Below are 22,228 nucleotides of genomic sequence, written 5' to 3' on the forward strand. Positions count from 1 at the left end.
AATATCAATAACTATACCGTTATTTTTTCAAGCCAAACAAATAGAAGAACCAGCTGTTTGATTACTATTGAAAAAGTAATATTTTTACGGCTGCAAAAAACATGAAACATGGAAACTCAGAAAAAAAACAATAACTCAAAAATTCTATACATCTCATTATCAGCTGCAGCACTATTGGTAATTGTTCTTTCTGTACTTTACTATATGCAAAACAGAGAGTTAACTGAAATTGTTGATGGATTGACGGAAGAAAAAAATATACTGACTCAGGAGTACCAGAACCTAATGTTTAACTTTGACTCCTTGCAAAGCGATAATGATACGTTGAATTACATGCTTGAAATGGAGCGTCAAAGAATTGCCAACCTGGTTGAAGAACTGAAAACAATCCGCGCCACAAACACAGCCAAAATCCGGGAGTATCAGCGAGAGCTGACTACTTTACGCGGAGTGCTGCGAAGTTACATCATTCAAATAGATTCTCTCAACACCATCAATCAGGAATTAACCAGAGAAAACATTGAACATAGGCGGCGATATAGTCAAATTCAGACCTCGGTCAGGCAATTGGAAGCTACCAGGGCAACACTCGAACAAAAAGTGACCATTGCGAGCAGGCTTGATGTCATTAACATGATGGCCGAAGGATTAAACCCCAGTGGCAGATCGACAAACCGAAGTTCAAGAACCAATAGAATTAAAGTGTGCTTCACAATATTGCGAAATGTGACTGCACCCGTTGGGATGAAAGAGATTTACCTTCGAATTGAGAGGCCGGACGGACAGTTGCTGATGCATTCAAGAGATGATGTTTTCACTCATGAAAACACACAGATTAATTTCTCAGCCAAAAGAGCAGTTGAATATGGTGGTGAAGAACTTGATGTGTGTATCTTTTACAATGCCGATGTAGGCGAATTAATAAGTGGAGAATATACTGCCGACATTTTTGCAGACGGATTCCACATCGGATCCCATACGTTTTCCTTAAGGTAATGTGGATGCAGTTTAGTTGATATTCCCGAGTATTTAATTCACCATAAATGGCAGGCTGAATCTAACACGATGTCCGGCTTCACGGCCACCAACAGTCCTGACCTCTGTGTGCAGTGGTCCGAGGTGGTTTAATAATCTGTGCATTTTATACCCGGAGGATTTATGATGAACCATAGAAATCCCAAGATTTCTGTGCCGTTCTTCCAGAACAGCACTCTCGGCTGAAGCATTCAGATTGTTTTCAATAATAACATCCAGCACATTGCCTCTTCTCATAAATGCAAAATTCAAAGTTGGTTTTGTTTCTGCACAGTCAGAGTTTACAAATGCATGTTCAATAAAGGATTGTGTAAGCATGCTCGGCACCATCACCTGATCGGCATTATGAATGACATTGGATTCGATGTTGCATTCAATATCGCAGTTGTAGCGCTCCTTCTGAAAATCAAGAAAGCTTCTTAGAAACTCAATCTCTTTACGTAAAGAGATGAATTGCTGGCAGGAGTTCTCCATCATGATTTGCATCATGTTTGAGAAGCCATCCAGCTGGGATACAGCATTTTGATTATTACCTTTTATCATCTCCTCCCGGATTGAATTGAGGTAATCTATAACAGCAGTGGCATTAAACTTCTCCTTCAGAAGTTTACTCCTCACAGTTTCATACTCATTTTGGCTTCTGATGATGCGACGTCTGTATGTTGCTATGATAAAAGCAAGGAAAGCCAATAAACCTACAAACACAAATAATCCGAAGAGTATCCGTTCCCTTAACTGGGCTCTCTGCAGCATTCTGTCTCTTTCAATAATTCTGTGCTCAAGTTCTTTGTCTAATACCCCTCCGGCAAAGGCAGGATTTTCCTTTAGTAATTGGTCTCGAGATTTTATGTAACCTTCATAGGCTGCTAATGCCTTTTCCCAATTACCGGCACTTTTATAAGTGGTGTAAAGCGAAAATTTCGTGTCGATGTAAATATCGTTTAAGCTATAGGTTGTTGCTATATTCAAGGCCTTTCTGTGAAGGAAAATGGCATGTTGATGGTCGTTTCTTTTGGCATAAGTGTCTGCAAGAAGGGAGTAGGCTCTCGCTTCTCCAATCCGGTCTCCTCTTGCCTTAAGAATAACCAGAGCTCTTTCAAGATAAATAACTGCCTCATTGTAACTTCCCTCTCTGGTTTTCAAACTACCAATATTACATAGAACAATGGATTCCTCATGCTCCATTCCAAGGTTCCCGTAAGTTTTCAGTGCATTTAAATAATTCTGCGAGGCTTCATCATACTTTTGAGTTCGGGCAAAAATGGTTGCCAGGTTATTATATGTAGCAGCAATTCTTATATCGTTTCTTTCCTGCAGAAAAACCTCCAGTGCTTTTTGATGAAACTCCAGTGCCTTATCGTAGTTTTCGCCTGCTGAAAAAATATTTGCCATGTTTTGATAGGTTTCTGCGATCGCAGTTTGATCACCCATATCCAGTTCCAGTGCCAACGCTTTGGAATAGGCATCGAGCGAGTTATCATACTCGCCGATGAAAGAATATACCAGCCCAAGATTATTATAGGTAATTGCCAACCTCCCTTCTTCGTTCAGGGAATCAAAATACCTGATTGCAGCACTATAATTCTCTATGGCTTCATTCCATGCGGCTTCAGAATAATTCAGTTCTGCTTTAAAGTAATTGGCCATCCCCAGCAAAAGATCTGCATCAAAGCCTCCCAGTCGCTTAAATTCACTGATTAATTCATTTGTATTGCCCGTTCGATGTTCAATGGATTCATATATTCTGTTTTGCAGATCTTCATACGACCCTTTTTGGATTTCTAATGTATCAGCAATTACCCAAAAGGGGAAGAGTGCTGTCATAAGGAGAGCGCAGATAGTTATCGAAAGACTTTTCATGTGTCTATAATTTGCTATTCAATGGCTCCCGAGGCCTCGGGACTCGTTTCATATTATTCTGGTAATCTGGTGATGAAGAGACAAAAATAGTTAAATTATATTCAAATAGCCATTGTTTTTAAATGATGAGATAACAGATTATCAATTTGTACTCTGAACGATTTAATAAACGCCAGTTAAGAAAAAATAAAACCACAAAGATCACGGTGATTAAACAGAGCACACAATGATTTACATGACAATGCATTAAATCTTTGTGTGCTTTGTGATTTCTTCGTGCGCTTTGTGGTTAACTCGTCTTTTAAAACCGTCTTTTGGTTCAGATCATAAAAAATTAATTATTGGCAAATTCTTATTTTATGAAGCTCACAGTTTCAACAAGATCAGAAATCATCACATCAAAATCTCCGGCTTCATTCACTCTCTCATTGCGAGCATTGATAAAACTAATATCTTGCGGTGTTAATGTAAAGGTTACCGTTTTTTCTTCTCCCGGCTCAAGACTGATTTTGTCAAATCGTCTTAAACGTTGTACATCAGGAGTTATAGAGGCATAATGAAGCGCGGTAAACAGCTTAACCACTTCTTTGCCTTGACGGTCGCCTGTGTTTTTAACATTTACTGAAATTTCTAAAGAACCATTGGGTCTTAATTCATTGTTGCTCACAATCAGATTACTATACTCAAAGGTTGTGTAGCTTAAACCAAATCCAAACGGATATTGAATGGCAAAATCTGATTCATAATCATAAACGCCTTCCATTCTGGCTTGATTTTCAGATGGCTTATGATCATATGTAACCAAAGTATTAACATACATTGGATAGGTAAATGGTAGTTTTCCGTTTGGGTTATAGTCGCCAAAGATGACATCCGCAACGGCCAACCCTCCAAAATTACCGGGCAAATATGCATTCACTACAGCGCTCATGAGTGGTTCAATTTCGCGGATGACGCGTGGTCGTCCCTGATTCAGAACCAAAATCATAGGTTTTCCGGTTCTGGCCAGAGCTTTTGCCAGGTCAATCTGGTTTTGAGACAAAGTAAGATCATGTAAATCACCCGGTTTTTCGGTATAGCTGTTCTCACCAAGAACAATTACAATGTAATCCACATTGGCAGCTGCTCTTACAGCTCCGGGAATATCAAAGGCCTCGTCAACCCAGTAAGCAGCATCATTGTCATATCTCACACCTTCTCTGAAAAGAACATTTCCTGCTCCAATTTTATCTCTGATGGCATCCAGAATGGTTGAATAGTCTTGTGCAAACTCATCAACTTTTTCTCCCTGCCAACTGTAACTCCATCCGCCATTCAATGCTCTCATAGAGTTGGAATTAGGTCCCGTTACCAGAATGCGGCTGTTTTTTGATAATGGAAGGATGTTGTTCTCATTTTTTAAAAGAGTAATTGACTCCTGTGCGGTCTTCAAAGCCACTGACTCAAACTCCTCGCTACCAAATAGAGGGTAATCTTCGTAATGAGTTACAGGTGTGTCAAACAAGCCTAATTTGAATTTGGTATTTAAAATCCTGCGAACTGCATCATCAATTCTGGACATCGGAACTTCTCCTTCTCTTACCAGTTCAACCAAATAATCGCAAAAATCAAGATTGTAAGGAATCATAGACATATCAATACCCGCATTGATGGCCAATTTAACGGCTTCTTTTTGTGATGCAGCCACCCTGTCCCGGTTGTGAAGATTTTCAATATCGGCCCAGTCCGTTAAAAGCAGACCGGTAAAGCCCAACTCTTCTTTAAGCAACTCGGTAAGCAACTCATATGATGCATGCACGGGCACTCCGTTGATCAATCCGGAATTAACCATGATGGTTTGTACACCTGCATTTACTGCAGCTTCGAAAGGGGGAAGGTGTCGCTCTCTGAGTTCAATCTCAGGAATCAAGGCAGGAGTTCTGTCTTTTCCGGAAAGAGGAGTTCCGTAGCCCAGAAAATGTTTGGGGCATGAAGCAACCCGATAGGGACTGCTGATGTCATCACCTTCGTAGCCCTTTATCATCTCCAGGCCAAGAACTTTTGTATGATATACATCTTCACCAAAAGTTTCCCAGAGCCTTGCGAACCTGGGGTCACGTCCCATATCAAGCACAGGCGAAAAATTCCATGGTATGGAAGAAGCCCGCGTTTCATAAGCAGTGATTTCAGCAGCTTTACGAACCAACTCACGGTTAAAGGTAGCACCTTGACCAATTTGCTGCGGGAAAAAAGTTGCACCAGCGGTGTATGTTGTTCCATGAATGGCATCAATACCATAAATAACAGGAATTCCCAGTCGGGTCTCATTGATGGCAACATCCTGAATCTGGCTGATTACTGTATGCCATTTCTCTACAGTTCTGGCTCGATTGTTGGCCGTATTCAGAATTGAACCTACGCCATAGTCTACAATGGCTCGTCGAACAAGATCCATATCCAAAACCAGCGGTTCATCGGACACCATTTCGTTTTCTCCTTTGGTGATTACATCAAGGGTAATTTGTGCCATTTGACCAACTTTCTCTTCAAGGGTCATTTGAGCCAACAATGCCTCCACTTCAGGAATTCTCTCAACCATGGCAGCAGCGTCATCTTTTTTTTCTGAAGTACAGCCAAAGATAAAAAGCATTACCGACATGCCAATAAGCAGTGATTTTTTCATTTCTTCAATTTTTAGAATTGTTATAGTAATATTGCGATTTAGCAGAACATCCACGAAGGGGAACTTTGTCTTGCGTTATTTCAACCAGGTTAAAATCCCATAAGTCAAAATTATTGTATTCAATCCGTTTATGTATTATGAAATACCTCATATTAACCTCATATTTCATAATTGAATTGGCTCACAAAATACTCACATCTAAAAATTGAGGATAAGCATATAATGCAGTTTAATAATGCATTATGATCGATGATGGCACTTTAATAACATTTTAAAATATTCTCGTATTAAAGTTCTTTAACGCACAATGAAGGATTTTTGAATTGGTTTTATTTTAGCAAAAAATGGGTGTCCGCCCGGACACCCATTTTCTCTTACTTGCAGTTTTTTATTGAATTCAACCTATATTTAGACCTACTCTGTATAATGTACCGTAGCTTTAAGGTCATCAATTAAAACATCAAAAGCTCCGGGCTCTGTAACTCTTTTGTTTTGCGCATTGATAAAACTGATATCCTCAGGCGCAATACTAAAACTAACGGTTTTAGTTTCTCCCGGTTCCAATGCAATTTTCTCAAACCTTCTTAAACGACGAACATCAGGTGTTATTGACGCAAAGTGAGTTGAAGTGTATAATTGAACAACCTCCTTGCCCTGGCGTTCGCCACTGTTTTTAACATCTACCGAAATATTGATGCTGCCGTTTGGTCTTAAAACATCACTACTCACCGATAAGTTACTGTACTCAAACGTGGTATAGCTCAAACCAAAACCAAATGGAAATTGAATGGCAAAATCTGATTCATAATCATACATTCCGGCCATTCTTTCCTGGTGCTCTGAAGGCTTGTGGTCATAAGTTACCAAAGTGTTTACATACATTGGATAGGTAAACGGAAGTTTACCATTTGGATTGTAGTCACCAAAGATGACATCGGCAACAGCTATGCCTCCATAGTTTCCGGGGAGGTATGTGTTGATTATTCCGCTCACGAGCGGTTCAATTTCCCGAATGATGCGAGGTCGACCCTGGTTCAAAACCAAAATTATGGGTTTACCTGTTTCGGCCAATGCCTTGGCCAGGTCAATTTGGTTTCTTGAAAGAGTGAGATCATGCAAATCACCGGGCTTTTCACAATAACTGTTCTCCCCAAGAGCAAGAATGATGTAATCAACATTTCTTGCGGCACTAACTGCACCTTGAATATCAAAAGCCTCATCTACCCAGTAAGCTGCATTGTTATCGTACCGAACGCCTTCGCGGAAAACAACATTTGCTGAACCAATTTTATCACGAATAGCATCCAGAATTGTAGAGTATCCTTCATAAAACTCATCAGCATTGCTTCCCTGCCAGGTGTATGACCAGCCTCCGTTGAGTGCGCGCATGCTGTTAGCATTTGGACCAGCAACCAAAATTCTGGAGTTTTTTGATAAAGGAAGAATGTTCTCTTCATTCTTTAGCAATGTCATAGATTCTTGTGCCGTTTTAATTGCTTCAGCAATAAATTCATCGCTTCCAAAAAGTGGATAATCTTCGTAATGGGTTACCGGAGTTTCAAACAAGCCTAATTTAAACTTGGTATTTAAAATCCTGCGAACTGCATCATCGATTCTTGACATTGGCACTTCACCTTCTTCAACCAACTCAATTAAGTAGTCACAGAAATCAAGCGTGTAAGGAATCATTGACATGTCAACCCCTGCATTGATGGCAAGTTTTACAGCTTCCTTTGGAGAAGAGGCTACTCTGTCGCGATTGTGGAGATTGTCAATATCAGCCCAGTCAGTTACTACCAATCCCGTAAAGCCAAGTTCTTCTTTTAAAAGTTCAGTAATCAGTTCATAACTGGCATGAACGGGCACCCCATTGATTAATCCACTGTTAAGCATAATGGTGTGTGCACCTGCATCAATAGCAGCCTTGAATGGAGGAATGTGTCGCTCTCTCAACTCAATTTCAGGAATTAATGCGGGTGTACGGTCTTTACCGGAAAGGGGTGTTGAGTAGCCAAGAAAGTGTTTGGGGCAAGACGCGACCCTATAAGGGCTTCCAATGTCGTCGCCTTCATATCCTTCTACCATCGCGACTCCAAGAACATTGGTTAAATAGACATCTTCACCAAATGTCTCCCACATTCTTGGAAATCTTGGGTCACGACCAATATCCAAAACAGGAGAGAAATTCCATGGTAAAGAAGATGCACGGGTTTCATAAGCTGTAATTTCGGCTGCACGGCGAACCAGTTCCGGATTGAAAGTGGCAGCCTGCCCAATTTGTTGAGGGAAGAATGTTGCCCCGGCAGTATAGGTGACCCCATGAATGGCATCTATTCCATAAATTACGGGAATGCCAAGACGTGTTTCATTCATGGCCACATCCTGAATCTGACTGACGATGGTATGCCACTCTTCCAATGATCTGGCACGAGTGGACGCGGTATTAAGAACCGAACCAAGGTTATAGTCAACAAGGGCTCTTCGTACAAGATCCATATCCAGTCGCATAGGCTCCTCGGTATGAAAATGATTTGCTCCAACAGTTAGAGCGTCCAGAGTCAATTGAGCCATCTGCCCAACTTTCTCTTCAAGGGTCATTTGTTTCAATAAGGCCTCAACCTCAGGAATTCGCTCAACCATTGAAGCGGCATCCTGTTTCTTTGGTGTTGAACAGCCAAAAAGAATGACTAATACAATTAATCCGGATAATAGTTGTTTCTTCATCTCGTAAAGTTTATTTAGTTCATTTGTTTGTGTCGTTCTTATGATCGTTTTCAAGTACAAAAAAACGAAAAAAAATGTTAGTGTAAAAATAACACACTAAAAAAAATAACAAAAGCATCGTAGATTATTGATCATTTGCCCCCATATAACCAATCTTTTTGAGCTAAGTTAGGCGTTTTTAGAACTCAGGACAAATTCTGTTTGCAACATTTGCCTAAGGCACATCAGCTGCTACTATAAAAAACTCAACAACTATATCGTAATTCCTTTGCCCAGGTTGTTCATATTCCCCCCAAAAGATAATATATAACAACACCAGCATAATTCTATCAAATACCAATTTTGATATTATATTTGAAATTCATAAAAAACATCCAGGCATGCAGACACTACTTTCGGTACCTGAAAACCTTGCAAACCAGTTTAGGACATTAAACATATCATCCGATACAGGTATTTTTGCCTTGTCAGATCCGGCAGGCACAAAAATTGGTTCAGGAGGTGGTACTGCCTGGCTTCTTGCTAAGTACTTTGAGACTAAAAAGAATTTGTCTTTCGATGATTTTCTTAGAAATGAGAAAAAACTCATCATTCATGCTGGAGGCCAAAGCCGGCGATTGCCGGCCTACGCACCTTCCGGGAAGATTCTCACTCCAATTCCGGTGTTTCGATGGAGCCGCGGTCAAAGTTTGTTTCAGACGCTGCTTGATCTTCAAAAACCTCTCTATGAAGAACTGTTGTCTGTTTCAACGGGTAACTGCAACACACTGATTGCAAGCGGAGATGTTCTTATTATTTCTGGACAACCATTTAACCATATGCCTGAGGCGGATGTGGTTTGCGCAGGAATTTGGGCTGATCCTCACCTGGCTTCAAGACATGGTGTGTTTTTCACGCCACGCGGAAATCCCGGGGAGTTAAGATTCATGCTTCAAAAGCCAACCCATGAAAAAATAGAAGAACTTACCAGCGATCATCTCTTTATGATGGATGCCGGAATATGGATACTCAGTGACAAAGCAGTTAACGTGCTGATGAAAAAATGTGGATGGAATGGCAAAAGTTTTGAGAATGGCCTTCCAGAATTCTATGATATGTACTCAGCGTTTGGTTCTGCCTTGGGGACCCAACCGTATAATCCTGATCCAGCTGTTTCTGAGCTGACTGTGGCACTACTTCCACTGGAAAAAGGGGAGTTTTACCATTACGGCACAAGCCTGGAGTTGATAACTTCTTCTGAGAAAATTCAAAACAGAATAAAAGATCAAAGAGCCATATTGCACCACCGTGTGAAGCCTCACCCTACTTTGTTTGTGCAAAATGCTCAAACCGATATCACTCTTACCGGCAATAATCACCATATGTGGATTGAAAACAGCCACGTTGGGTCTAAATGGAAACTAAATAACCACCACATTATAACCGGAGTTCCCGAAAATAATTGGGACATTGAAATCCCTGCCGGAATCTGTCTGGACATCATTCCTGCCGGAATTGATAAATATTGTATCAGGCCATATGCCATAACAGACTCATTCAGCGGGGCAGTGAAGCAAGCAAACTGGCAGGATTGTTCGCTTATAAAATGGTTTAGCCACAAAAAAGTTAATATTGTTGAAGCCGGAATAAACCCGGATGAGGATATACAGGATTGTAAACTGTTTCCATTAGTAGGAAAAGATGAATTGACACAGGAGTTTGTGGAGTGGCTGCTTAACAATGAGGCAGAAAACAGATACCATACTAAATTTTGGATGAATTGTGAAAGGTGGTCGGCTACGGAGATCAGTGCAAAGGCAAACCTTAAAAGGCTTTTCACTCAAAGGGAAAAGTTTGCCTGGCAATCTGTCCCAAAGCTGGCCGATAATTATAAAAGAAGCGTTTTCTACCAATCAAATCTGAAAGAATTGGCCATAGGTTACGCAGCAAAAAAGTTGCCCTTACCACAATTGTCGCCAACAGATAATCCTCCATTGATTGTTGCCCGTCAGCAGATGCTACTTGCGGAGATTGAACGATTAAAAGGCAACAACCCCTCTCCCTTGGAAAACAAGGCTCACCAGGCATTGCAAGAGTTCATATACGCAACAGAGAATCATCATGTGAACCCGCAATTGAATGTATTTCCCGATCAGATTGTTTGGGCAAGGAGTCCTGCCCGTTTAGATTTGGCAGGAGGATGGTCCGACACACCACCTTACTGCATACAATCGGGAGGTAGCGTTGTAAATCTGGCTGTTAACCTCAACGGTCAACCTCCATTACAAGTATTTATCCGCACTTCGACGCAACATAAAATCACCATTAGAAGCATCGACAATGGGGTCAGTGAAACCATCGAGAATTACAAGGATATAACTGGTTATGATGATGTTGAATCGGCTTTCAGCATACCACGAGCTGCGTTATGCCTGGCCGGTTTCCACCCTGATTATAACAATAAACAATTCAATTCACTTTCTGAACAACTCCGGGAATTTGGCAGCGGACTGGAAATCTCATTGCTGGTAGCAATACCAAAAGGTTCCGGATTGGGAACTTCATCCATTCTGGCAGCCACCATACTTGGTGCATTGTCAGATTTCTGTAAACTCAACTGGTCTTATCACGACATCTGCCACAAAGCACTAATTCTTGAGCAAATGCTAACTACCGGTGGCGGATGGCAGGATCAGTACGGAGGCATATTTCCTGGCTTGAAACACCTCTCTTCGGAACCGGGAATGCAAAGCAAAATCAGCATCGACTGGCTTCCCGACACTGTTTTCTCAAAGGCTGAGAATAAAGAATGCTGGTTGCTGTATTACACAGGTATAACAAGAGTCGCCAAGAACATTCTTGCAGAGATTGTATGTGGCATGTTTTTAAATGAGGGCAGTCGATTGCGTATTGCCGATCAAATTAAGGAGCACGCCTTCACCACTCGTGAAGCCATTCAGAAGTGCAATTTTCATCAAACAGGATTAATGATTCGGAAATCCTGGGAATTAAACAAAAAACTGGATCCCGGCACAAATACGTCTGAGATACAATCAATCATTGACAAAGTTGATGACGATTGTTTGGGTTTGAAATTATTAGGCGCAGGCGGTGGTGGATATCTGCTTATTTGCGCAAAATCACCACAGGCAGGCCAAAAAATTAAAGAGAACCTGGAAAAAAGTCCTCCCAATTCCCGAGCCCGCTTCGTAGATATGGAAATCAGTCATCAGGGACTTCAGGTATCAAGATCCTAAAGCTGTTCATTAATAATTTTCTCCGTAGCTCCCAGCATCCTATTTACATAGGATGCGGCAGCTTTTCCAGAATTTTCAAGAAGATTACCTTCGTTATTGTCCCAAATTTTTTGCATCAGGCCAAAGAAATCTTTCTCATCCTTAATTGCAAAACCTCCACCTTCATTTATCAAATCCACAGCTTCCTTAAACTTCTTGTAATTGGGGCCAAAAATGACAGGCATGCCATAGGTGGCCGCCTCCAACGTATTGTGAATGCCCTTTCCGAAACCACCGCCAATATATGCCACACTTCCATAGCGATAAATGGCCGACAACATTCCAATGGTATCAATAATCAACACTTTTGTTTCGGCAGGCATCTTTCCAATATCTGTTTTTGTATATCTGACGGTTGGCACAGATAAACGTTCTTCAATCTGCTTAATGTGTGAATCGTGTATCTGATGAGGTGCGATGATAAATTTTTCAGATGCCGGAGATTGATTGATATAAGAAGAAAGAATCTCTTCATCCGGAGGCCATGTGCTGCCTGCCACCAATACTTTTGCACCACGTGCAAAAGTATCTGCCAACGGCACATCCGCAGCTGCTTTAGCGATGGATGCTACCCTGTCGAATCGGGTATCGCCGGCAACAACGAAATTATTCATTCCAAAGGACGTTAGCAGTTGTCCCGATTTTTCATCCTGAACATAGAATTTTGTGACATACTCCAGCGTTTTTCTAAACCAGCTTCCATACCATTTGAAAAATATCTGGTTTTCCCTGAAAATGGAAGAGACACTATATAAAGGAATGTTGGCTTGATTGAGTTCTTTGAAGTAGTAAAACCAAAACTCATATTTCACAAAAAAAACTGCTTTAGGCTTTATGGCCGAGATGAATCGACGAGCATTGCTTTTGGTATCGGCCGGCAGATATAATATTGCATCTGCCATTTCATAATTCTTGCGAATTTCATACCCCGAAGGAGAGAAGAACGTGAGCACAATGAACCAATCGGGCTTTTTAGCCCGAATGGCTTCGATGAGCGGACGTCCCTGTTCAAATTCACCCAACGATGCACAATGAACCCAGATAACTTCATCCTTGAGGGCCAGCGAATCAATTTTATCCCAAACTTCCGAACGCCCCCGGGACAACATGGAGGCTTGTTTATTAAACGGACTTAACAGTTTTGCCATGAAATGGTAAAACTGTATTCCGATGTCATATAATATCCGCATAATCAATACTTTTCAGGAACAGCAATATGATCGTGTGATTAAAACATGGCAAAAATACCATATCAATTCAGTCTAAACCACTTTTTTATTCAAAATAATTAAATGGAAACTAAAATAAATTGACAATAGCCCACACAGCTATGCTCAGTAATATTAGTTACATGGGCATTCATACCGAGTCTGTTAATAGCTGTGATTGCGAGGATGCAGGAGCTTAAATCACAGTACAACTAAGATGTCAGGGCTAACGCCCCTCATGTTTTATCAATTGATGGTTTTTCTACGAAGATTGCAGGGCTACACCCCTTTAATGTGCATCAATACGAAAACAGTGTGGCACAAATATGATGTCTAAATACTTCTGAGCTAATTAATTGCTTGCAAGATCATTTGCCTCTATTTCTAAACTTAATGCATCGGACTAAAGATCATTTGAAAAAAGGGGCTTTAGCCCTGACCTCTTCGTAGCAACGAAAAACAAAAGAAATTTCCCAAGGGGCGTTAGCCCTGGCATCTTGCTGCATAATGTAAACTTACCCCAATCAGTAAACTAAGGCTTAACCTTCTGCAAAAAGATTGTAAGGCTACACCCCTCTGTTTTCCAATCTTAATGTACTATTCTACCATGATTGCAGGGCTAAGCCCCTAAAACGCAAAAGATCATACATCGATTATTCCTGATGCTTCGGGAGATATCTCAATTCATCTACATTGACTTCGTCAATCTGCCGATTCTCATGGCTCGTTTCATTATAGAGTAAAACCTGCTTGTGTCCAAAAAAACAAAAACTCTGTTGCTCCAATACTAAATATGCACGTAAATTATTTTACTTTTGCATGACGAAGTGTTGAACCAGACTAAACTGGTTTTCAACCAGGAATTTAATCATAACATTGGATATTATATGAGCAACGAGACATCTAAACCTGAAACTCCAGAGATAAAAAGCAATTTTATTTACCAGGAAATAGATAAAGACCTTGCAGAGGGCAAGAATGGTGGAAAAATCCTGACCCGCTTTCCGCCCGAACCCAATGGCTACCTGCATATAGGACATGCAAAATCCATCTGCCTTAATTTTGGGATAGCCAAGCATTACGATGCCGCTTGCAATTTGCGTTTTGACGATACCAACCCGGTAAAAGAAGACGTAGAATATGTGGACTCCATTCAGGAAGATATAAAATGGCTCGGATTTGAATGGGAGGGCGAACCAAAATACGCTTCGGATTACTTCGAACAACTTTTCGAATGGGCCATAAAACTCATACAGAAAGGGAAAGCTTATGTTTGTGAGTTAACTCCCGAAGAGATTGCAACACAAAAAGGAACACCCATTTTACCCGGAAAAGAAAGCCCTTTCCGCAACCGTTCAGTTGAAGAGAATCTGGATCTGTTTCAACGCATGAGAGCAGGTGAATTTAAAGACGGAGAGAAAATTTTGCGCGCAAAAATCGACATGGCATCACCCAACATGCATATGCGCGATCCAATTATGTACCGCATCATTTCCAAACCTCATCACCGCACGGGTGATAAATGGTGCATTTACCCAATGTATGACTTTACCCATGGTCAGAGTGATTTCATCGAAGCAATAACTCACTCCATTTGCACACTTGAATTTGAAGTACACCGACCTTTGTACAATTGGTATTTGGATCAGATTTTGGATGGTGAAGCAACCCCGGAAATTCGTCCGCGACAAATTGAATTTGCCCGTTTGAACCTGAATTACACCGTTATGAGCAAACGCAAATTGCTGGAACTGGTTCAGAAAGGTATTGTAGCAGGCTGGGACGATCCACGCATGCCAACCATTTCAGGATTACGCAGAAGGGGATATACGCCGGCATCTATCCGCATGTTTGCGGACAAAGTTGGCGTTGCCCGACGCGAAAACGTGATTGATATGGGGCTTTTGGAATACTGTATTCGTGAAGATCTGAACAAACGAGCCATGCGTGTGAATGCAGTGTTGAATCCGGTGAAATTGATCATCACCAACTACCCCGAAGATCAGGTTGAAATGATGGACACCATCAACAACCCGGAAGATGAAAGCATGGGATCAAGGGAAATTCCATTTTGTAAAGAACTTTACATTGAGCGGGAAGATTTTATGGAAGACCCTCCAAAGAAATATTTCCGTTTGGGCCCAGGCAGGGAAGTTCGCCTGAAAAGCGGATACATTGTGAAATGTGAAGATTTTAAAAAAGATGATGCAGGCAATATCACAGAGATTTATTGCACCTACGATCCGGAAACAAAAAGCGGGATGCCCCAAAGCAACCGGAAAGTAAAAGGAACTCTACACTGGGTTTCGGCCAGACATGCCATTGACGCGGAAGTGAGACTTTACGATCGTCTGTTTATGGACGAAGAGCCAGATGGCCACAAAGAGAAAGACTTTAAAGAGTTCCTAAATCCGGAATCTCTAAATATATTAAGCGGCTGCAAAGTAGAGCCCTTCCTAAAAGAGAGTAAGCCGTTGGATGGATTCCAATTTCAGCGCCTTGGATATTTCTGTGCAGACAAGGAATCTACCTCAGAAAAATTGGTTTTTAATAAAACAGTTGGTTTGAGAGATAGTTGGGCTAAGGTGAATAAATAAAGATAATTAGGGAGATATAAAAAAAAGTTGAGGCAACCACAACGTTCTCAAAGGATATGCATAGAACAGAATGGTTGTTGAAATTGTACTCTTTGTTAACTGTGTGAAATACTTTGCGATCTTTGTGGTTATAACTTCCCTGGCAGTATAGCCAGGCTCTTCTTTTTTATCATCTATCCAACCATTTCTTCAACATTTGTGCTTTTGAGCGACTTACCACTATTTTTTCTTTGCTGATTTCAGGTTTAAGTCTGATAATTAACTTTCCTCCAAAATAGTTTTCTATGCGTTCGATGGCATTCAGGTTGATGATATATTGCCTGTTGGCTCTGAAAAATATATCTTGATCCAGCTCCTCTTCAAGTTTATCGAGAGTAAAATCCAGAACGTGAATCTTTCCACCGAAAGATAAAGCTTGAACCACCTTCTCTACAACGTAAAAGCAGGCTATATCATGAACAGGGAGCTGGATATATCCATCGGCTTTGGCAATCATAAAGCGTTGGCGGAAACGTGGTGCAATTTTGCTGATGTGTTGAGCCAATTGGGATAATCGGTGCTGATAATCACCCTGTTGCTCCTGTCCAAAGGTGCTCATTATGTTTTCGATCTTTTCGAAAACCTTAATCAGAGAATCTTTCTTTATTGGTTTTAAAAGATAGGAGATACTGTTGTATTCAAAAGCATCCAGCATATATTCATCATAGGCGGTTGTAAATACAATGCCTTTATTGCTCAGGTCAACAGCCTCAAAAACATCGAAACAGATGCCATCCGCCAACTGTATGTCCATGAATACCAAACAAGGTTCAGGATGATTCCTGAACCATTCAATGGCTTGATTTACTCCGGTAAGTTTTGTCAGAATATTGCACTCTGGTTTTACTTCACCAATCATCTTTTCCAAAACCTGAGCCAGATAATGCTCATCTTCAACTATCACTGCATTCCATTCCATACTACCCTCTTTTAATTATTCAAAAACAGGCACTTTTACGGTGAAAAACTTTTCATCACTTTCAATGACCAGATCTTTTTCTTCAGCCAAAAACTGAATACGTCGTTTCAGGTTTCTTAAACCTGTATTGGTGGAATAGGTTGATAATTTAGGTTGCAAATTATTTGTCACCTTGAGCATGTTTTTTTCAATGCCGATGCGAATTAACAATGGCTCCTCCTTGGTGGCTACATTATGCTTAATGGCATTTTCAACCAAAAACTGAAGGCTCAGTGTAGGTACTTTTCTTTTCATGGCGTCCTCAGATACATCGTACGTCACAAGTAAACCACTGCCCAAACGTTCCTGGTGAATGGCAACATATGATTGTATAAACATGAGCTCATCTTGAAGTGTGACAAGTTTATGCCGGCTACTCATCAAAACATACCGGTATACATCAGTAAAGTTACCTGCAAAACTTAATGCTTTCTCACAGTCATCGGGAATTATCGCCATCAAAGTACTCATGTTGTTGAACAGAAAATGCGGATTCAGCTGATCCTGTAGTGCAAAATAGTCCAGTTCCAGCTTCTCGCGCTGAAGCCGTTCATTGTCAACAATGAACTTTTTAAGTGTTTCATGATAATTATATCCAATTAGGCTTATTACATATATAATGGTAAACAGAATTAGAATAGTTACTGCAACATAATGGTCATCTCCGGGTTTATGTCCGGCATGTTCCTCAAATATCAATCTGGACATATTTCCGGCCATAAATCCAACTACGTTAAGCCATACAACCGAAAAGGTAAATAGTGCAACAACTCTTTTGCGAACCGATGTATGCCAGGGGTACCTTTTAGATATCAAGGCATCAAAAATAAATATCCCTTCACACAAGCAAATCAGAGTGACAACAACAAAAGCAAATGCCTTAAAAGTTTCAACATTCAACTTAGCTGATTCATCTCCAACTAAAGTCAATATTAACCATGAGATAAAAACCGAAGCAATTAATTCAATGACAATTCTTCGAAAATCAATATATCGGGGTTGTACTCCCGGTTTAAAAGTATGTTTAGACATGCCTTATTTCTTTGCTGTTTAAAATTACAACAAACACTTCATTAATATGTGTAGAGTCACTGCAAATCAGTCACATTTTTTTTAAAAAAAAGGAAAGGAGTCACAGGCGCCGTTGCACCCCAACTCCTTTTCCTGATCAACCAAACTAGAAAGAAAAATATCATGTGTTAAGCTTTTGTAAATTCAATACTATCAATGACAAACATAGTCTTAATCCTGACACCATTTTAAAATGAAATACGGAAATAATAAATATGAAGACTGAAGAATCATTTTCAGGGTTTGAAATGTGTATACTCATTAATTCAGATACATATGCTAATGAATAATATTGGCTCATAAAAGCCAAGCACGTTTTATCCGGCTCCTATGAAAACAAATTTTTACTCTCTCCATACTCCGGAGAACCAGAAAACAAACTCTATTGCAAATCTACCCAGTGAAGTCTGAGAATTCTTTTTAATTTTGTTCAACATTACAAATTCGAACCTCAACTACCATTAGGAAAACCTGAATCGATATACCAAAATCTAAAACAGATAAAATGAAAGTACTGGCTATTAATGGAAGTCCCCGAAAAGGTGGAAATACTGAGCTAATGATTCAAGAGGTGTTTAAAACTCTTGAAAAACATGGGGTTGAAACAGAGATTTTTCAGCTTGGCGGAAAAAAAGTGAATGGCTGCACTGCTTGCGGTAAATGCCGTGAAATGGCAGATGGTAAATGTCATGTTCAGAACGACATCATTAACCAATGCATTGAAAAAATGCGTGAAGCCGATGGAATTATATTGGGTTCGCCGGTCTATTTTTCAGACATGACTCCAGAGATGAAGGCGTTGATTGATGTTTCCGGGTATGCACTAAGGGGGTGTGGTAATCCCTTGCGAAGAAAAGTTGGAGCAGCAGTGACCGTAGCCCGCAGAGCGGGCGGAACCAACACTTTTGTTAACATGAACCAGTTTTTTCTGATTATGGAGATGATCATACCCGGCTCCAGCTACTGGAATGTAGGGTACGGAAAAGATAAGGGAGATGTTCTGAAAGACGAGGAAGCCTTAAAAACCATGCAAACACTGGGAGAGAACATGGCGTGGCTGTTGTCAATGGTCAATGGTCAATGACCAGTGACCAGTGACCAGTGACCAGTAAAAAGGTAACTGAACACTGATTACTGATTACTGAACACTGATTACTGATTACTGAACACTGGGAAATGATTACTCAACAATCGTCATCTCTTCAATTAAGTGGCCGGCGCCTGCAAATTTGTCAATGATAAATAGGACATACCTGATGTCTACGTTGATACACTTTTGCAGATCTGGCTCAAAGGCGATGTCGCCGCTCATGGCTTCCCAGTTTCCGTCAAACGCCAATCCAATTAGCTCGCCATTGCCATTAATGACCGGGCTTCCGGAATTTCCTCCGGTTATGTCGTTGTTGGTAGTGAAATTGACGTACATACGACCATCAGCTGCTGCGTAGCGACCATAATCTCTGTCGCGGTGCAACTGTTTGAGTTTTTCGGGAACGTAAAACTCGAAATTATCTGGATCTTCTTTCTCCATCACTCCCTCCAATGTGGTGTAATGCTTGTATATGACGGCATCGCGAGGCTCGTAGTCGCCTACGGTTCCGTAACTAAGCCTCATGGTAAAATTGGCATCGGGATAAAAAACTTTATCAGGTTTCATCTCTTTTAACCCGGCAATGAAAAGCCTGTTGGCTTCGCCCAGTTGACGTTCTGCTATCTGGTTCAGACGCAATAGCTCACGGTATGTCTCAAAGGTTGAAATGCCAGCCTTGTAAGCAGGGTCGTTGAGCAGTCTTCTTAATCTTGGACGATCCAGGAATGCATTTAAATCATCCTGATTCACAAAAAATGATCTGGAGAAGAAATAGGAGGCCATCGCCTCATAATCGCCCTGGTGTCTGCGAGGAATCTCTTTGAAAAACTTCGGATGAAATTCTTCCGGGATATTTTCTGCATATTCCCTGAGCATGGCAGCCATCACTCTTTGGTCAAGTGGCGCATGGTAATCGCGGTAAAATTCCTCAGCCATATTCCTTAAGTTTTCAATGGCCGACTGAATCTCCTCTTCATTTCCATCTTTCAGAGCATTTTCAAGTTCACGCGCGCCGGATGCAAACATAAACAATTCAGTTCCTCTCAACAAAGTTTCACGCATGTAATTGTTTGCTTTGTAGTGGTCGGCTCTGTTTTCATAAGCCTGCTCCAGCAATGATAGTACTGCTCCATATCTCTCTTTGCGTGATTCATCCTGATTAACCCATTGCGCAAATTCATTCTCTAATTCCCGTTTTTGAACCAAAACATTCAGTTCTTCAAGACCACGATTCATCCCAATGCTGTTTTTCCAGTAATTGGAACTTCGCGAGAATTTAGTGGCATATTGAAGACGAACCCGATCACTTTTGGCCATGGCCTCAGCCCATATGTCCTGTTTAACACCACGCACATCTATCAATGTTTGGTTGAAAATATTCATTCTCTCTTCAATGCCCCATGATGAAAGATATCTCTGTGTGCTACCGGGATATCCCAATGTCATGGCAAAATCATCTTTTTCATAGCCCTTTATGGAGATGGGCAAATGGTGATCAGGTCGATATGGTACATTGTCGGGACTGAATTCTGCCGGATTGCCATCTGCATCGGCATACACCCGGAATAGAGCAAAATCACCGGTGTGGCGTGGCCACATCCAATTGTCGGTGTCATATCCATATTTCCCAATACTGCTTGGTGGCACACCTACCATACGCACATCATTAAAAACTTCATAAGCCACCATGAAATATTGGTTACCGGCAAAAAAATCACGTATCTGAATTTGATAACCACTCTCGTCCTGCTCTGCTTCTGTCAGTTCGTTAATTCTTTCCCGAATGGCAGTCTGCCGTGACTGCTCGTCCATACCCTCTTCCACAACTGAAAAAACATCATCGGTGACATCACGCATCCATTTCATGAAAGTAGCGGTTAGACCGGGAGCATAAAGTTCCTCCTCCAGATTTGCTGCCCAAAAACCATTATCGAGATAGTTGTTCTCCAGCGTACTTAACTCCTGAATCTGTCCATAACCACAATGGTGGTTGGTCAGTAAAAGCCCCTTATTACTGATCATTTCGCCGGTACAGCCGCGACCAAAAATCACGATGGCATCTTTCAGCGACGATTCATTTACGCTGTAAATCTCTTCAGCTGATAATTGAAGCCCCATCTCCTGCATGGTCTCCATATTTAATTTTTCCAGGAGGGGAAGCACCCACATTCCTTCATCGGCTTTGACATTGCCTATGGCAATAATTGCCAGTATTATAAAACCTGTAAATATTTTTCTCATTTTTAAAAGTAAATTAGTCTTGAGTTTTAATGTCATTAAGGCTCTAAATATATATGTTTTTAAAAATAGTACAACTGAGAAATATTTGTTATCAGAATCAATCAATTCAAATTTGACATTTTTTAACCCTTTATCAACAAAATCATGACAAACGTCAAAGAAAAAACATGTTTAATAAAACAAAGCTTGGTGCTAAACATCAAAATATTCAACTTTATTAAATTATTAATCTTAAATCAAACTATAATGAGAAAGAAAATTTTATTTGTATTGGCATTGGTGGTTATTGGTACTGCCACATCATTTGGACAATGGAGATTTGGTGGTGGATTGTCTTTGGGAACAGAAGCCGATGGCGGAGATTTGGGCTTCGGACTTAGCCCACGGGCTGACTATACCATCAACGAAAATTTTAGAGTTGCAAGTAATTTTACTTATTGGTTTACTGACTCTGATTATACATCATGGGCATTCAACGGTGATGTACATTACACATTTGCCGGCGATGAAGCTATGAATTTCTATGGACTTGCTGGTTTGAATTATTCAAAAGTTAGTTGGAATTTTGAATTTATGGGGATTAAAGAAAGTTATAGTAACAGTGAAATTGGCCTCAATCTTGGTGCAGGAGCCAATATGGGTATGTTTTTTGGAGAAATTAAATATGAAACGACTTGGAGCGGACAGCTTGTTTTGTCGGTAGGTGTTCTCTTTTAAAGAAAAACCCAGTTCAAATACTTAAAAATGCTGTCGTGAGACAGCATTTTTTTTTGGTCAAAATACGGTTTCTAAATCCCCAAACTCAATTGCTCATCAGTAAGCCGAAACGATTTTCTGTGAAGCGGAGATATTCCATTGGCCGTAATTCCTGCCCTGTGCATTTTGGTAGGATAACCTTTGTTTTTATCCCATCCGTAAAAGGGATATTCTAAATGGGCTTTATCCATCAGTTCATCCCGATGAGTTTTTGCCAGAATGCTGGCCGCAGCTATGGAAAGATAAGTGGCATCACCCTTAATTACGCACTGATGCGGAATGCCATCATAAGGATAAAAGCGATTTCCATCTATTAATAAAAACTCAGGTTTCACAGAAAGTTGCTCAACAGCTCTGTGCATGGCCAGTATGGAGGCTTTTAAAATATTGGTTTTGTCAATCTCTTCATTATCGACCAATGCAACAGCCCAGCTGACTGCCTCATTCTGTATTAGGTCACGTAATTCAACCCTTTTTTTATGAGAAAGCTGTTTGGAGTCGTTCAAAAATGGATGGTGAAAATCGTTTGGTAGAATTACGGCAGCAGCCACCACCGGTCCGGCCAGGCAGCCCCGACCGGCTTCGTCACAACCCGCTTCAAGCCTTCCGGCCTGAAAGCAGGATTTCAAAGGATGATTTAATAACTTACCGGACATGCTTTAACCACATAAGACACATAAGGAGTCCAATTCAATGATCAGTCAATAATGAT

Annotated in this window: 13 protein-coding genes; 5 read left to right on the plus strand and 8 right to left on the minus strand. The window is 40.8% G+C overall.

Features of this window, described 5'->3' with window-relative positions; translation table 11 throughout:
* Positions 1-108 precede the first annotated feature (108 nt).
* A complete protein-coding gene (locus B5X70_RS08065; protein WP_079557390.1) occupies positions 109-996 on the plus strand; it encodes a hypothetical protein in 888 nt (295 codons plus the stop codon).
* Positions 997-1,029: 33 nt separating this feature from the next.
* On the opposite strand, the gene B5X70_RS08070 is transcribed toward B5X70_RS08065, so the two are convergent.
* The 3 genes from B5X70_RS08070 to B5X70_RS08080 form a co-directional block, all read right to left on the minus strand.
* Complete coding sequence (locus B5X70_RS08070; RefSeq protein WP_079557391.1) at positions 1,030-2,895, minus strand: tetratricopeptide repeat protein; 1,866 nt, start codon at positions 2,893-2,895, stop codon at positions 1,030-1,032.
* 352 nt (positions 2,896-3,247) lie between these two features.
* On the minus strand, positions 3,248-5,557 hold the full coding sequence (locus tag B5X70_RS08075) for a glycoside hydrolase family 3 N-terminal domain-containing protein (RefSeq protein WP_079557392.1): 2,310 nt from the start codon (positions 5,555-5,557) through the stop codon (positions 3,248-3,250).
* Positions 5,558-5,971: 414 nt separating this feature from the next.
* Entirely contained in the window at positions 5,972-8,281 is a 2,310-nt protein-coding gene (locus tag B5X70_RS08080; protein ID WP_079557393.1) for a glycoside hydrolase family 3 N-terminal domain-containing protein, read from the minus strand.
* A 323-nt stretch (positions 8,282-8,604) separates the two neighbouring features.
* Here B5X70_RS08080 and B5X70_RS08085 point away from each other — a divergent pair, with 323 nt between their 5' ends.
* Positions 8,605-11,517, plus strand: coding sequence for a bifunctional fucokinase/fucose-1-phosphate guanylyltransferase (locus B5X70_RS08085; RefSeq protein ID WP_262481301.1), 2,913 nt, complete (start codon positions 8,605-8,607; stop codon positions 11,515-11,517).
* On the opposite strand, the gene B5X70_RS08090 is transcribed toward B5X70_RS08085, so the two are convergent.
* Positions 11,514-12,746 (minus strand): 3-deoxy-D-manno-octulosonic acid transferase, encoded by a 1,233-nt coding sequence (locus B5X70_RS08090; protein WP_079557395.1) that lies wholly within the window; start codon positions 12,744-12,746, stop codon positions 11,514-11,516. The genes B5X70_RS08085 and B5X70_RS08090 overlap by 4 nt on opposite strands.
* An 833-nt stretch (positions 12,747-13,579) precedes the next feature.
* Here B5X70_RS08090 and B5X70_RS08095 point away from each other — a divergent pair.
* Positions 13,580-15,361, plus strand: a complete 1,782-nt coding sequence (locus B5X70_RS08095) for a glutamine--tRNA ligase/YqeY domain fusion protein (protein WP_232468281.1) — start codon at positions 13,580-13,582, stop codon at positions 15,359-15,361.
* Positions 15,362-15,530: 169 nt separating this feature from the next.
* Here B5X70_RS08095 and B5X70_RS08100 read toward each other — a convergent pair whose 3' ends face one another.
* A complete protein-coding gene (locus B5X70_RS08100) occupies positions 15,531-16,319 on the minus strand; it encodes a LytR/AlgR family response regulator transcription factor (protein WP_079557396.1) in 789 nt (262 codons plus the stop codon).
* Positions 16,320-16,334: 15 nt separating this feature from the next.
* Positions 16,335-17,390 (minus strand): sensor histidine kinase, encoded by a 1,056-nt coding sequence (locus B5X70_RS08105; RefSeq protein WP_079557397.1) that lies wholly within the window; start codon positions 17,388-17,390, stop codon positions 16,335-16,337.
* A gap of 544 nt (positions 17,391-17,934) precedes the next feature.
* Between B5X70_RS08105 and B5X70_RS08110 the strand changes: the two genes are divergently transcribed.
* Entirely contained in the window at positions 17,935-18,513 is a 579-nt protein-coding gene (locus tag B5X70_RS08110) for a flavodoxin family protein (protein ID WP_079557398.1), read from the plus strand.
* 96 nt (positions 18,514-18,609) lie between these two features.
* Here B5X70_RS08110 and B5X70_RS08115 read toward each other — a convergent pair whose 3' ends face one another.
* Complete coding sequence (locus B5X70_RS08115) at positions 18,610-20,760, minus strand: S46 family peptidase (RefSeq protein WP_079557399.1); 2,151 nt, start codon at positions 20,758-20,760, stop codon at positions 18,610-18,612.
* A 246-nt stretch (positions 20,761-21,006) separates the two neighbouring features.
* Here B5X70_RS08115 and B5X70_RS08120 point away from each other — a divergent pair, with 246 nt between their 5' ends.
* Complete coding sequence (locus B5X70_RS08120) at positions 21,007-21,477, plus strand: outer membrane beta-barrel protein (RefSeq protein ID WP_157666496.1); 471 nt, start codon at positions 21,007-21,009, stop codon at positions 21,475-21,477.
* A gap of 71 nt (positions 21,478-21,548) precedes the next feature.
* Here B5X70_RS08120 and B5X70_RS08125 read toward each other — a convergent pair whose 3' ends face one another.
* Positions 21,549-22,172: a ribonuclease HII gene (locus B5X70_RS08125; RefSeq protein WP_079557401.1), complete on the minus strand. Its 624-nt coding sequence runs from the start codon at positions 22,170-22,172 to the stop codon at positions 21,549-21,551.
* Between the last annotated feature and the right edge of the window lie 56 nt (positions 22,173-22,228).

The organism is Alkalitalea saponilacus, assembly GCF_900168165.1.
Classification (GTDB): Bacteria; Bacteroidota; Bacteroidia; order Bacteroidales; family Marinilabiliaceae; genus Natronoflexus; species Natronoflexus saponilacus.